This is a genomic window from Colwellia sp. BRX8-4 (genome assembly GCF_014077345.1).
Classification (GTDB): domain Bacteria; phylum Pseudomonadota; class Gammaproteobacteria; order Enterobacterales; family Alteromonadaceae; genus Colwellia_A.
In genome coordinates this window covers 12,778-26,312 of the sequence record NZ_JACGVS010000028.1, presented here as the reverse complement: position 1 = coordinate 26,312, position 13,535 = coordinate 12,778, and the positions used below count along the sequence as shown (strand labels likewise).

The following is a 13,535-nucleotide window of genomic DNA, read 5'->3' as shown; positions in this document are numbered from 1 at the left end:
TAAAACAGCTAAAATGTTTACTAAAATTCTTATTGCCAACCGTGGTGAAATCGCCTGTCGCGTAATTAAAACTGCTCGTAAAATGGGTATTTTAACCGTTGCCGTATATTCTGATGCTGATGCTGACTCGCTTCATGTCAACATGGCTGATGAAGCCATTTACCTTGGTCCATCGCCCTCTCGCGAAAGCTATTTATTATCAGAGAAAGTGATTGAAGCAGCAAAACGTACTGGCGCTCAAGCCATTCACCCTGGTTATGGTTTTCTCTCAGAAAATGCTGACTTTTGTCGTCGATGTAGCGATGAAAACATCGTTTTTATTGGTCCGCCCGTTGCGGCCATTGAAGCGATGGGGTCAAAGTCTGCCGCTAAAAACATTATGGAAAAAGCCAATGTTCCCTTAGTCCCTGGTTATCATGGTGATGATCAATCCGAAGCCATCATTAAAAAAGCGGCTGACGATATGGGCTATCCGGTATTGTTAAAAGCTACCGCCGGTGGTGGTGGTAAAGGCATGCGACAAGTGTGGAGCGAAGCTGAGTTTAGTGAAGGTTTTGCTGCAGCTAAACGTGAAGCAATGTCATCCTTTGGTGATGATAGAATGCTGGTTGAAAAGTATCTAACACAACCTCGCCATGTTGAAATTCAAGTGTTTTGTGATAATCATCAACATGCCGTTTACTTATTTGAACGTGATTGTTCAGTGCAACGCCGTCATCAAAAAGTTATTGAAGAAGCGCCAGCCTTTAAAATGAGTGAAAAGCTACGTAAAGCGATGGGCGAATCTGCGATAAAATCTGCCCAGGCTATTGGTTATCAAGGCGCAGGCACGGTAGAATTTTTACTGGATGTTGACGGTTCATTCTACTTTATGGAAATGAACACTCGCTTACAAGTAGAGCACCCGGTGACTGAAATGATCAGTGGCCAAGATCTAGTCGAATGGCAATTAAGAGTTGCTGCTGGTGAAGTTTTACCAAAAACACAAGAACAGTTAGTCATTAATGGCCACTCTTTTGAAGCGCGAATTTACGCTGAAGACCCAAATAATGATTTTTTACCCGCAACGGGCACGCTAGATTTTTTACAACCGCCAGCAGAAAGCGCACATGTTCGTGTTGATACCGGTGTTCGTCAAGGTGATGAGGTGAGTGTATTTTACGATCCTATGATAGCTAAGCTAATTGTCTGGGATGAAAATCGTGAAAAAGCACTGCAACGCTTAACAAAAGCCTTGTCGGAATATCGTATTAAAGGTGTTACCACCAATATTGATTTTCTTTATAACTTAGCGACATCAAAACCGTTTATTAATGAAGAAATAGATACCAGCTTTATCGAGAAATACGACAGTGAAATATTTCATGATAACAAACAAGCGTTAGCCGACGAATTACCGATGGCAGCTTTGTATTTAGTGCTTTCACTGGCTGAACAAGCGAAACAAAAAGCAGCAACGACCAAAGATCCTTTTTCTCCTTGGAATAATACCTCGGCGTGGCGCTCTAACGAAGCGCATAATCACCGAGTAGTTCTTGCTCATAATGATATTGAATATCCAGTGACTGTTGAACAGAAACGTCAAGGTAATCGTAGTTACTATTTAATTTCAGTTGCAGGACGAACAGTTGATTGCCAAGGTCGAATTGCCGGTGACACACTCCATGTCAGTATTGATGGCTATCGCAGTCAAGCCACTATCGCCCACAACATTGACAGTTCAGGTGATCAAATTAGCTTATATCGTCAAAATGGCGTTTTTAACTTTATTCATATTAAACCTGATTGTGGTGACAATAATGCTGATGATAATCATGGCGGCCTATTAGCACCGATGAACGGTACTATGGTCAGCGTGTTAGTCAAAGCCGGCGATAGTGTGACTAAGGACCAACCCTTAATGATCATGGAAGCGATGAAAATGGAGCACACCATTCGAGCGCCTGAAGACGGTACCATTGATACCTTATTCTACGCCGAAGGTGACATGGTTGATGGCGGCAGCGAATTACTTGCTTTTACGCCACAGGAGTCATAATGAGCTCCCTTGCTAATAATACCTTACCTAAAAAAGTAAAAATCGTTGAGGTTGGCCCGCGTGATGGCCTACAAAATGAAAAACAACAAATCAGTGCAGAAGATAAAATTGCCTTAATTAATCTGCTCAGTGATGCCGGAGTCACTTACATTGAGAGTGGCAGCTTTGTTTCTCCGAAATGGGTGCCTCAAATGGCAACATCGACTGATGTTTTCAATGGGATAGCACGTAAAAAAGGGGTCACTTACGCTGCCCTCACGCCAAATATGAAAGGTTTTGAAGCGGCTGTAGCGGTTAATGCCAGCGAAGTTGCCATTTTTGGCGCGGCCTCTGAAGCGTTTAGTCAAAAAAACATTAACTGTTCAATTGCTGAAAGCCTTGAGCGATTTGAACCAATAATGGCTGCAGCCAAAAAATTAAACATTCCGGTACGAGGCTATGTTTCTTGTGTTGTCGGTTGTCCTTACGAGGGTGAAGTATCACCAGAAAAAGTGGCTGAAGTGGCTGAAAAACTTTACCAAATGGGCTGTTATGAAATATCGCTTGGCGATACGGTTGGTGTGGGCACACCTGTTAATGTACAGAAGATGTTACAAGCGGTTAGTGCCCGTGTACCTAAGGCTAAACTAGCGGTTCATTTTCATGATACCTATGGTCAGGCGTTAACTAACATTTACACCGCTTTACAAAATGGTATTGCCGTTATTGATAGTGCCATTGCTGGATCGGGTGGTTGCCCTTATGCTAAGGGCGCTTCAGGTAATGTTGCCACTGAAGATGTGGTTTATTTACTCAATGGTTTAGGTATTAATAGCGGTATTAATTTAGATAAGTTAGTCCATGCCGGTTGGTTTATCAGTGATAAATTAGGTAAAACCCCGGCATCTAAAGTTTCTAATGCCTACCGTGCACAGTAATAAATATAATAATAAATGACGATGTATGATAAATACTCTATAGAAATAAATGTAATGAGGATTAAATAATGGCCGGATTTGACAAAGTAGTAGCAAGCTATGAAGAAGCGATGGCAGGACTTGAAGACGGCATGACCGTTATCTCGGGTGGCTTTGGTTTATGTGGTATCCCAGAAAATCTAATTAGTGAAATAAAGCGCAAAGGCACTAAAGCATTAACGATGGTTTCAAATAACTGTGGTGTCGATGATTTCGGTTTAGGTGTGTTACTGCAAGACCGTCAAATCAAAAAAATTGTTGCATCATATGTTGGTGAAAACGCTGAATTTGAACGTCAAATGATGAATGGTGAATTAGAAGTAGAACTCACACCACAAGGCACTTTAGCTGAAAAAATGCGAGCTGGTGGTGCTGGTATACCTGCTTTTTTTACGGCAACAGGTTATGGAACACCGGTAGCAGAAGGTAAAGAAGAGCGTGAAATAGACGGTAGAATGTATATCCTTGAGCCCGCAATTAAAGGCGACTTTGCCATTGTTAAAGCCTGGAAAGCCGACCGTTACGGTAATTTGGTTTTTAGAAAAACAGCACGTAACTTTAATCCTATGGCAGCAACGGCAGGCAAAATTACCGTCGTTGAAGTTGAAGAGATAGTTGAACCTGGCGAGCTAGACCCAGACCAAATCCATACACCAGGTATCTATGTTAATCGATTGATTTTAGGTACATTTGAAAAACGCATTGAACAACGAACTGTTCGTACTGCTCAGTCATAAATAATTCCGGAGACTAAACAATGGCTTTAACAAGAGAACAGCTAGCACAACGTGTAGCACAAGAATTACAAGACGGTTATTACGTTAACTTAGGTATAGGTATTCCAACGTTAGTTGCTAACTATATTCCTGCGGGAATAGAAGTGATGCTTCAATCTGAAAATGGTTTACTTGGCATGGGACAGTTTCCCACCGAAGACGAAATTGATGCAGATTTAATTAATGCCGGTAAACAAACGGTCACGATGGCAAAAGGTGCCTCTATCTTTGATAGTGCCGAGTCATTCGCAATGATACGTGGCGGACATGTCGACTTAACAGTACTAGGTGCCTTTGAGGTCGATGTAAACGGTAACATTGCTTCATATATGATTCCAGGCAAGCTGATTAAAGGTATGGGCGGTGCTATGGATTTAGTTGCGGGTGCTGACAATATTATTGTTACTATGACTCACGCTTCTAAACATGGTGTTTCAAAACTTTTATCTAACTGCACTTTACCGTTAACAGGTAAGGGTTGTATTAAAAGAGTACTCACTGATTTAGCCTTTATCGAAATTAAAGATGGCAAGTTTCATTTATTAGAGCGAGCACCAGGGGTCAGTATTGAGGAAATAATAAAACTCACTGAAGGTGAATTAATTGTTCCTGAGCATGTCCCTGAAATGAAATTTTAATAACCTAGCGGCATATTAATCATACGATTAAATAAAAAAAGAGCTTTAGCTCTTTTTTTTTACTCTATATTTTAACATTACATTAAAGTTCACTTAATGGTTTTGATAGTCACCATTCGATTAAGCACATGTTCTATTTGAAAAAAAATTGATAAAAGTGTTTTTTTTATTAAATTTCTTTACGCATGTCACTAGCGTATTACACATTTTTCTTGCATTTATTGGCTCAATTCGCAATACTAAAAGGGACAAAGAAAAGGCAAAACACGTGAAATCGTGTTACGCAAAACCACCGGTCTAAGGGATTTATGTTTTATATATAAATTCTATGACAGCGGAGTCACCTCGTTATACAAGGTACATCCCGTGGTTTTTTCCTTTACTAACTAAATTAATTACAAGGTTACTAAAATGAAAAAATTATTACTAGCTTCTACCATCACTATTTTAACATTAACGTCTGTTGTATCGGCGCCGAAAGCACAAGCTGCTGACATCGCTCAAAGCGTTTGCCAGTATGTAGCTGCAGACGACAAGAAACGCATGCGTTCGTTCTTAAAAACGAATAGATTAAAAATTCGCACTATCTTTCATGGTATTGAGTGTAATGGACAGAATCTGTTGGCGTTTGCATCGTCTAATGGTTCAGTTAAAACAGGTTCTTTGATGATTTCAAAGTTACCAAAGAAAGTTGTTTCTGAAAACTTAGCTATTTTGCAAACCGGATCGCAACCATTGATAGACGCAGCTAACGAACGCGTTAGCAGCTAAACTTATTTTTTAGTAGATGTTATTTGTTCAATCAAGTGTACTGTTTTACTAGATAATAATTCTATGTCATTTTAAAAAGCCTGCTTCTGCAGGCTTTTTTTTGCCTTAGTCATTTCAATCTATTTTTTGACTCGTTAAGCTAGCACCAGGTTAAAAAACTGATTACACTTAAGTTATACGAAGAAGACTGCGATATACATGTTGAATAAAAGAAGTTATAAAGACAGTAAGAATGCTTTAGTACTTACTGGTGGTGGCGCCCGAGCGGCTTATCAAGTAGGTGTGCTTTCTGCCATATCAAAATTTGTCCCTAGAAATCATGGCATCCCCTTTCCCATTATATGTGGCACCTCTGCTGGTGCTATAAATACCACAGCGCTAGCCTGTTATTCTTCATGCTTTCATTTGGGGGTAAAAAAATTAGAATGGGTTTGGAAGAATATTAATACCAGTCGAATATACCATAGTGATGGTATTCGGGTTTTCTCACATTTGGCGAAAGGTATGCTGGCAAGTTTCCAAGCAGATTATGCCAATAAAAGTGCGCGTAGTTTACTAAACAACGCGCCACTTCGTGACTTACTGAATATGGTGGTCGACTTTAAACGTATCGACACCAATATTTTACGTGGCTATTTATCTGCAGTTTCTATTACTGCATCAAGTTACAGTAATGGCGATTCAATTAGTTTTTATCAATCTGATGAGTCTATTTCTCCTTGGTTTCGCGCTAAACGTCGTGGTGAGCCTTGCCAAATTAATAGTGAGCACTTAATGGCTTCTGCCGCTATTCCCCTTGTGTTTCCTTCAATCAAAATTCGCCAAGAGCATTATGGTGATGGGTCTATACATCAACTTTCACCGTTAAGCCCTGCGATACACTTAGGTGGAGAAAATTTGTTTATTGTTGGTGTTGATCAACCTAAAGCACCACTTCATAGTAAAGTGAATAATCCTCATCCTCCGACAACCTCTACTGTTGCCGGTCATTTACTTGATACTATTTTCTCAGATACATTACACAGCGATATTGAACGTCTAGAACGAATTAATGAAACAATAAAACTTATACCACCAGAACTTAGAAAAGAAAAAGATGGTTTAAAACCGATATCATCATTTCTCCTTAATCCCAGTCATGACTTTAATGCCATGGCCGTAGAGTATTTTTCAGACCTACCACTATCGATACGTTTATTATTACGCAGCGTAGGTATCTCTAATGACTCTGAATCAAGTATTGTTAGTTATTTATTATTTGAAAAAAATTATTGTCGGCAGTTAATTAAACTGGGATTTGAAGATGCTATGGAGCAAGAGACTGCGATTAGAAAATTTTTATCTCTTGAATAACGATCCATTGCTAAAGTAATAAAGTAAACGCCTTGTTGAACAAAGCGTTTATTGGCTTAGTACACTGCGGACAACCAAGAAAAAATTCCCCCTCTCTTGGATGAAATGTCCTGCTCGTTATACTCATCTAGACCTAACAACACTGCGGACATCCAAGAAAAAGTTACCCTCTCTTGGATGAAATGTCCTGCTCGTTATACTCATCTAGAGCTAACAACACTGCGGCAATCAAGAAAAAAATTCCCCCTCTCTTGGATGAAATGTCCTGCTCGTTATACTCATCTAGACCTAACAACACTGCGGACAGTCAAAGGAAAAGCTAAACTCCCTTTTGAACAAAGCGCTCTGCTCGTTCTACTCGTCGAGGCTTTCCGCGTACAATCAGGGTATCCTGAGCTTGAAGAATAGTGGCTTCATCGGGTTGCTCTGATTCAATATTGTTACGGCGAAGCGCAACCACCGTGACCCGTTTTGCCGATAAATTCAGTGACGCTATAGAATGCCCATTAGCATAAGAGTTTTCCGTTAATATAATCCCATTAGCGAATTCAATGCGATCCATAGCTTCAGGACTCATGTCAGTATGCTCACCCTGAAAAAACCCATGCAAATGGCTGTAGTGGTCTTTACGTTCTTTTTGTACACGGCGAATAATACGAGAGAAAGGCACTCCGGTTAAAGATAACACTTGAGAGACCAGCATTAAGCTGCCCTCTAAACTCTCTGGTACCACTTGATTAGCACCCGCTTCTTGCAATGCTTGTAGTTGATCGTCATTTCGAGTGCGCACAAGGATAGGAACATCGGGTGATAATGATCTAACTTTTTGAATAACCTCAAGTGATTGTTTGTCCTCACCAAAAGCAATAACAACAAGCTTAGCTTTCGACAAGTGAGCTGCTTGTAATAATTCAGTTTGTCTTGATGAGCCAAAAAGCACATTTTCTCCTGCTTCACGCGCTTTTGTTGCCCTAAGTGGGTCAATATCGATAGCAACAAACTTAATCGACTCTTGCTTTAAAAAGCGACTCACCGTTTGGCCAATTCGACCAAAACCACAAATAATGACATGGTCACTTAACTCTGTTTGCTCGGGAAGTTCAGCTAAATGATCGGTATCTATGGGCTTTTCGTTACTCAACATCAACGACCAACGACGAGCATTGTTAATCATATAAGGTGTTATCGCCATACTCAATACACCTGCGCCTAACAAGATAGAAGCAGTTTCAACCGGTAACAATTTAACCTGATTGGCTAAAGCGATAAGCACAAAACCAAATTCACCCATCTGTGCCAACATAATACCTGCAGCCCAAGCATCTTTAGCCGCTTCTCCTGCGCGTTTTGCTAAGAAGGCTATAATCAGTATCTTAACCACCATAAAGCTGACCATAACGCCGATAATAACCAATGGTGAGGAATAAACGATGCCGATGTCGAGTTTCATACCGACCGTTACAAAAAATAAACCTAGCAAGATATCACGATAAGGCCGAATATCGGCTTCAAGCTGATACTTGTACTGGCTTTCACCTAACATCATACCTGCGAGAAAAGCCCCTAAAGCCATAGATAAGCCAAACCATTGCGTCAATGATGATGCGACTAAGGTAACTAATAAGGTTGTTAAAACAAATAATTCATCGGTTCTAACTTGCGCCACTAAATTAAATAAACGTGGTAGCAACCATTTTCCGGCAAACATTAACAAGGTAACGACAAAGACGCCTTTAACTAGAGCAATCAGTAGCTCAACAACCATTGAACTATCAGACTCTTGGGCAAACATCGGGATGATAATTAATAAGGGAACAACGGCTACATCCTGAAAAAGTAAGATAGCAACAGAGAGCTGCCCAGACTTTCTTTTCATTGCGCCCGTTTCACTCAATTGCCGAATAACGATGGCTGTTGAAGAAAGCGCTATAATACCACCAATAATCAAAGCACTAGCAAATGTCTGACCAAACAACAAAGCAATGCCCATAAAAAAAGCTAGCGAAATACCTACTTGAAGACTACCAACCGCTAAGACCAGATGGCGCATGGCGATTAATTTAGGTAATGAAAATTCTAAGCCTAGGGTAAAAAGTAAAAAGACGATACCTAACTCAGCAAAGTGATCGTAATCCACTTGGTCTTGAACCAAAGATAAACCATGATCACCAACCAGCATACCTGCCACTAAGTAGGCTAAAATTGCCGGTAAGTGTAAACGGCGAAATAACCAAACAATAAGTACAGCACTTGATAGAATAGCTAAGAGTTCAAAATGACCTGTCACAAAAAATCCTTATTTTATCATTCGCATCGGTATTAAATTTATAAAAATAGAGTGAGCACTACTGAGTCTAAAGCAATTATCGGTAGTTTGACAGCGGCAACTCCTTGCCATTAATGAATTGTCAAAAATTCGTCAAAGATTTTATTAATATAAACTCATTTAATATCAATACTATAAAAATAACCACTTTAAAATAAATTTAGGTATAAAAATTGCTTAATCATATCTGATAAAATAATCAGGTGATGATATGCAGACATTAAATTTAGTAGATAATCAGGCTTTTCAATATAACGCTTTTAAAGTGTTTGATAGTCCTGACCATGAAAAATCTAATAGAAAATTAGCGTTAATGGAACAACTCCAAACATCGCTAGAGCTTGATCGTTTACTCAATATTTTTGCAATGGAAGCAGCTAAGTATGTCGATTTTTCAGGTCTATATTTCAAGAAAGGTGATATGACCGCTTCGATTAGAGGGAGTAGACAAGGTAAAAATGAACGTAGTTTTGAATTAAAACTAAACCAAAAGTTTGTTGGTATTTTGACCTACGCCATTAATTCACCAATAAGCATTACTAATTATAAGATACTTAACGAGTTACACCAGTATTTAATTCACCCATTAAATAATGCTTTACAGTATCAGGAAGCTTTGCTGTTAGCGATGCAAGATGGATTAACCTCTTTAAATAACCGTCGATGTTTTGATGAGCAGTTAAAGCGTGCTATGCACCATGCAAACCGCCAAAATAGTAAAGTCGGTTTAATCGTCTGCGACCTCGATAAGTTTAAATTAATTAACGACAGTCATGGCCACAATTTAGGTGATGATGTCTTGATTCAGTTTTCTTTGGCGCTTAAAGAAAGTGTCCGAGATTCTGATAGTTTATTTCGATTTGGTGGTGATGAGTTTTCAATCATTGTTGAAAATGCCACGCTAGATTCTCTACTCGTTATTGAACAGCGGATATACAGCGCAATGACTCGTGATCCTTTATTATCAAAACATCAAGTCAGTTGTAGTTTAGGGCATACTTTTATGGACAGGATGGATACGCAAGCAAGTTTTTTTAAACGCGCCGACAAAGCGCTATATCAAAGAAAAATATTTAAAGACCGTAAGCTAAGTTTAGTCTAGTGAGATTAACTTAGCTTAATTTTTCGTCTTCTGCAAAATAGCGAAGCGCTAATTTTTGTTGCTCTGGCGTTCTGCCAATAAGCAGGCGGCAAAACCTTACCGCTTTGCCAAATTTGTCAATGCCGACAATTGATAGTGCTTTTTTAAAGTTTTCAGCCGACAAGTCATAGGTTTCAATAAAGTGCTCAATAGCAAGATCAACACTTGGATAAGTTACCCCATCAAAAGTAAACTCGGTGCCAATATAATCAACATCGAGTTCGACGCCCTCAAGCGACAATAACCAACCTTGATAATTTAAGCGTTGTTTGGCTATTTCATACATCATCCAAGCACTTTTTTGAAAGCCAATAAAATTTCCGCTTTCAAACTCACTATCAGCAAGCTCTTCTTTCGTCCAATTGATACCTATCGCTAAATCTTTTTGATAGGTTTGTGCTAAAAAGTGCTTAACATTATTGGCAACAGCCCAAATAGAATGCTGCTTTGCCTTTCTCGCTAAAGAAGTACATTCACGACAACTAGGTACAGATAATGGTGGATGTGAGCAATCAAAAACTAGAAAATATTGATGCGGAAAGCCAAATGTTAATTCAGATGGCTCGCCACAAAACCAGCACTGATGGCGTTGTTCAAAGGGTATATCAACTAAGGTGTGTGCCATAAGTACTGTTCAACAATAAATTATCTACGTTTGCCGGTAGGCGCTGGTTTGGCTTTTTTGGCCACTTTTGCACGTCGTTTAGCCGCAGGCGTACTATCTGCCTTTTTACGGGCTATTAATTGGTTTTTCTCTTGTGTCGCTTTGTAGCGGCTTTTCTTTAGAGGTTTATCTTCTTTTTCAGCATATTGTGCTGGTAAAGCACGTTCTAGTTCATATCCAGGGACAATTGTTCGTTCAAAAGTTCGACCAATTAATGCTTCGATATTTTCTAAAAACTGTTCATCTTTAGGGCTAACTAGTGAAATTGCCGTACCAGACTTTCCTGCTCGGCCTGTACGGCCAATACGGTGCACATAATCTTCAGCAAGATAAGGCAAGTGAAAGTTAACAACGTAAGGTAAATCAGGAATATCTAATCCTCGAGCTGCAACATCGGTAGCAACAAGCACGCGAACTTTTCCTTCCGTAAATTGTTCAAGGGCTTTGTTTCTTGCGCCTTGTGTTTTATCACCATGACACAACGCCGACTTAATTCCGTCAAGCTTAAGTTCTTTAGCGAGTATATTTGCACTTTCTTTGGTACCTGCAAAAACAAGTACTTGCTGCCAATTATTAATACCAATCAATTCTGATAATAATTCACATTTACGTGTTTCTGATACCCAATAAACTGATTGTTTAACCTTGCCTGATGTTGAATTTTGGCGTGAAACTTCTAAGGTTTTTGGCGTATGCAAGACTTGTTTAGCTAACGTTTTCACTTTATTTGAAAATGTTGCTGAAAACATCAATGTTTGATGTTTTTGCTTAATAACACTGATTAATTGCTGAATGTCATTTAAAAAACCCATATCTAGCATACGGTCAGCTTCATCTAAAACAAGAAATTTAACTTGTGATAAATCTACATTTCTCGCCACTACATGCTCAAGTAGACGCCCAGGTGTAGCAACAAGTACATCAACACCTTGCTTTAACATTCTAGTTTGTGGTGGCATATTTACACCACCATAAACAGCACCGCAGCTTAATGGTAAAAATTCACTATAGCTTTCGATATTACGGGCAACTTGTTGAGTAAGCTCACGCGTTGGCGTTAAAATAAGTGCGCGAATAGTTTTTGATGAATTATTATCACTTGGAATTTTAGCTAAAGCCTCTAGTATAGGTAAACTAAAAGCGGCTGTTTTACCGGTACCTGTTTGCGCACTTGCCAGTAGATCAACCCCAGACCGAATAAGCGGTATAGCTTGCTGCTGAACAGGCGTCAACGTTTTATAACCACAGGCTTTAACTGCCTTTAATAGTTCAGCCGACAACCCTATTGCATCAACACTCATATATCACCACTTATCAAAAAAAAACGAAACCCAAAATTAAGGCGCGCATTCTAGCATAGTTTAAACATTATTCATCAGACTATTTTTGCCAGATCCCTTTCGTCAAATTAAAACGATTATGCTCGCTTTCACTTGGCTTATAGCTCGGCAATTTTCCTTGGTTATGTTGCTGATGATAGTCTTGAGTAATACTCACCACAACTTTAGACAAGAGTAATAAAGCCGTGACATTAACTACCGTCATAAGCCCTGTAGATAAATCAGCTAAAGCAATAACTTGAGGTAAACTCGCTACTGAACCAAAAATCAACATCGCCAAAAATCCACAACGTAAAAACCAATGTCCAAGTGGATTATCCATATTTAAATACTTCAAATTATTTTCAGCATAAGCAAAGTTGGCAACAATTGAGGTGAAACCAAACAGTAATATAGCGATAGTAATAAAATCGCTACCCCATGCGCCCACTTGATAAGCTAACGCTTGCTGAGTTAATTGTATCCCTTGTGCATCGCTACCTGTTTCTTTGAATAATAAAATAAGAAAAGCGGTACAAGAACAAATAACAATAGTGTCAAAAAACACAGCAAGCATTTGTATATAACCTTGTGAAACAGGATGAGGAGGATAAGGTACTGCGGCGGCAGCGGCATTGGGTGAGCTCCCCATCCCCGCTTCATTAGAATAGAGTCCACGTTTTATGCCTTGGACTATTGCCGCACCAACTAAGCCGCTGCCCGCTTCTTTTAAACCAAAAGCAGAAGCAAATATATCGCTAATAATGGCAGGGATTTTTTCAATATTTAAAAAGATGACCGCTAGACAGACTAATAAATAAGCAAGCCCCATAAAAGGTACCGTTATTTCTGCAAAACGAGCGATGTTTTTCAAACCACCAAAAACAATAAAGGCCGTTGCTATAGTAATGACAATGCCGGTAAATAACGGGTTAATACCAAAAGAGCCGTCAAAAGCACTGGTAATTGAATGGGCTTGCACTGAGCTAAAAACAAAACCATATCCGAAAAATAAACACAGCGAAAAAGTCACCGCAAGTTTTCTACTTTTTAAGCCTTTGCTCATGTAATAAGCAGGACCACCACGAAAGTTTCCGTTGGCATCTTTTTCTTTATAGAGTTGGCCTAATGCACTTTCAGCAAAGGCAGTTGCCATACCAACAAGAGCAATAAGCCACATCCAAAAAACAGCACCAGCGCCACCTAAGGTAATAGCGACAGCTACCCCCATTAAATTTCCGGTGCCGACACGGGCGGCAAGCGAAGTACATAATGCTTGAAAAGAAGAGATGCCTTGGCTGTCTGTTTTACGACTTAATTTAAGTAACGTAAACATGTGAGTAAAGTGAGTTATTTGCAGGCACTTTAATCGCCAAGTAAACCAAATACCACAACCGGTCAGTAAATAGATAAGCACACTGCCCCATAAATAACCATTGATCGTACCTATCCATTGTTCTATCAAAATATCTTTCTCACCTTTTTAGATTATTACTAATTATCATAACAAACAAAGTACTACCAGCGTTAGACCCTATTAGTGTTAAGAAAAC

11 protein-coding genes and 1 riboswitch are annotated in these 13,535 nt (G+C 39.3%); of the genes, 7 read left to right on the top strand and 4 right to left on the bottom strand.

What is annotated here, in order from left to right:
* Window positions 1–13 precede the first annotated feature (13 nt).
* The 6 genes from H4J56_RS17445 to H4J56_RS17420 all read left to right on the top strand — a co-directional run bounded on the left by H4J56_RS17445 (window position 14) and on the right by H4J56_RS17420 (window position 6,532).
* On the top strand, window positions 14–2,038 hold the full coding sequence (locus tag H4J56_RS17445; RefSeq protein ID WP_070377225.1) for an acetyl/propionyl/methylcrotonyl-CoA carboxylase subunit alpha: 2,025 nt from the start codon (window positions 14–16) through the stop codon (window positions 2,036–2,038).
* On the top strand, window positions 2,038–2,955 hold the full coding sequence (locus H4J56_RS17440) for a hydroxymethylglutaryl-CoA lyase (protein ID WP_182217445.1): 918 nt from the start codon (window positions 2,038–2,040) through the stop codon (window positions 2,953–2,955). Before H4J56_RS17445 ends, H4J56_RS17440 begins: the two co-directional genes overlap by 1 nt.
* Window positions 2,956–3,023: 68 nt before the next feature.
* Complete coding sequence (locus H4J56_RS17435; protein WP_182217443.1) at window positions 3,024–3,731, top strand: CoA transferase subunit A; 708 nt, start codon at window positions 3,024–3,026, stop codon at window positions 3,729–3,731.
* A 20-nt stretch (window positions 3,732–3,751) separates the two neighbouring features.
* Window positions 3,752–4,408 carry a 3-oxoacid CoA-transferase subunit B gene (locus H4J56_RS17430; RefSeq protein ID WP_182217441.1) on the top strand — a complete coding sequence of 219 codons (657 nt, stop codon included), beginning with the start codon at window positions 3,752–3,754 and terminating at the stop codon, window positions 4,406–4,408.
* 248 nt (window positions 4,409–4,656) lie between these two features.
* Window positions 4,657–4,756: riboswitch (cyclic di-GMP riboswitch) on the top strand.
* 63 nt (window positions 4,757–4,819) lie between these two features.
* Complete coding sequence (locus H4J56_RS17425; RefSeq protein WP_070376350.1) at window positions 4,820–5,179, top strand: DUF3718 domain-containing protein; 360 nt, start codon at window positions 4,820–4,822, stop codon at window positions 5,177–5,179.
* Window positions 5,180–5,377: 198 nt separating this feature from the next.
* Entirely contained in the window at window positions 5,378–6,532 is a 1,155-nt protein-coding gene (locus H4J56_RS17420) for a patatin-like phospholipase family protein (protein WP_182217439.1), read from the top strand.
* Between the two features lie 319 nt (window positions 6,533–6,851).
* Here H4J56_RS17420 and H4J56_RS17415 read toward each other — a convergent pair whose 3' ends face one another.
* A complete protein-coding gene (locus H4J56_RS17415; protein ID WP_182243792.1) occupies window positions 6,852–8,819 on the bottom strand; it encodes a monovalent cation:proton antiporter family protein in 1,968 nt (655 codons plus the stop codon).
* A 250-nt stretch (window positions 8,820–9,069) separates the two neighbouring features.
* On the opposite strand from H4J56_RS17415, the gene H4J56_RS17410 reads away from it, so the two are divergent.
* Window positions 9,070–9,960, top strand: coding sequence for a GGDEF domain-containing protein (locus H4J56_RS17410; RefSeq protein WP_182217435.1), 891 nt, complete (start codon window positions 9,070–9,072; stop codon window positions 9,958–9,960).
* A 10-nt stretch (window positions 9,961–9,970) separates the two neighbouring features.
* Here H4J56_RS17410 and H4J56_RS17405 read toward each other — a convergent pair whose 3' ends face one another.
* From H4J56_RS17405 to H4J56_RS17395, 3 genes are all read right to left on the bottom strand, one after another.
* Entirely contained in the window at window positions 9,971–10,624 is a 654-nt protein-coding gene (locus H4J56_RS17405) for a hypothetical protein (RefSeq protein ID WP_182217433.1), read from the bottom strand.
* Window positions 10,625–10,644: 20 nt separating this feature from the next.
* A complete protein-coding gene (locus H4J56_RS17400) occupies window positions 10,645–11,964 on the bottom strand; it encodes a DEAD/DEAH box helicase (protein WP_182217431.1) in 1,320 nt (439 codons plus the stop codon).
* 79 nt (window positions 11,965–12,043) lie between these two features.
* Window positions 12,044–13,447: a sodium:alanine symporter family protein gene (locus tag H4J56_RS17395; RefSeq protein WP_220465352.1), complete on the bottom strand. Its 1,404-nt coding sequence runs from the start codon at window positions 13,445–13,447 to the stop codon at window positions 12,044–12,046.
* Window positions 13,448–13,535 lie beyond the last annotated feature (88 nt).

Excerpts from the sequence above, each read along its gene's own strand:
- H4J56_RS17420 (WP_182217439.1), top strand. The coding sequence starts at position 5,378 with ATGTTGAATAAAAGAAGTTATAAAGACAGTAAGAATGCTTTAGTACTT.
- H4J56_RS17435 (WP_182217443.1), top strand. The coding sequence starts at position 3,024 with ATGGCCGGATTTGACAAAGTAGTAGCAAGCTATGAAGAAGCGATGGCA.
- H4J56_RS17410 (WP_182217435.1), top strand. The coding sequence starts at position 9,070 with ATGCAGACATTAAATTTAGTAGATAATCAGGCTTTTCAATATAACGCT.
- H4J56_RS17400 (WP_182217431.1), bottom strand. The coding sequence starts at position 11,964 with ATGAGTGTTGATGCAATAGGGTTGTCGGCTGAACTATTAAAGGCAGTT.
- H4J56_RS17405 (WP_182217433.1), bottom strand. The coding sequence starts at position 10,624 with ATGGCACACACCTTAGTTGATATACCCTTTGAACAACGCCATCAGTGC.
- H4J56_RS17430 (WP_182217441.1), top strand. The coding sequence starts at position 3,752 with ATGGCTTTAACAAGAGAACAGCTAGCACAACGTGTAGCACAAGAATTA.
- H4J56_RS17425 (WP_070376350.1), top strand. The coding sequence starts at position 4,820 with ATGAAAAAATTATTACTAGCTTCTACCATCACTATTTTAACATTAACG.
- H4J56_RS17445 (WP_070377225.1), top strand. The coding sequence starts at position 14 with ATGTTTACTAAAATTCTTATTGCCAACCGTGGTGAAATCGCCTGTCGC.
- H4J56_RS17440 (WP_182217445.1), top strand. The coding sequence starts at position 2,038 with ATGAGCTCCCTTGCTAATAATACCTTACCTAAAAAAGTAAAAATCGTT.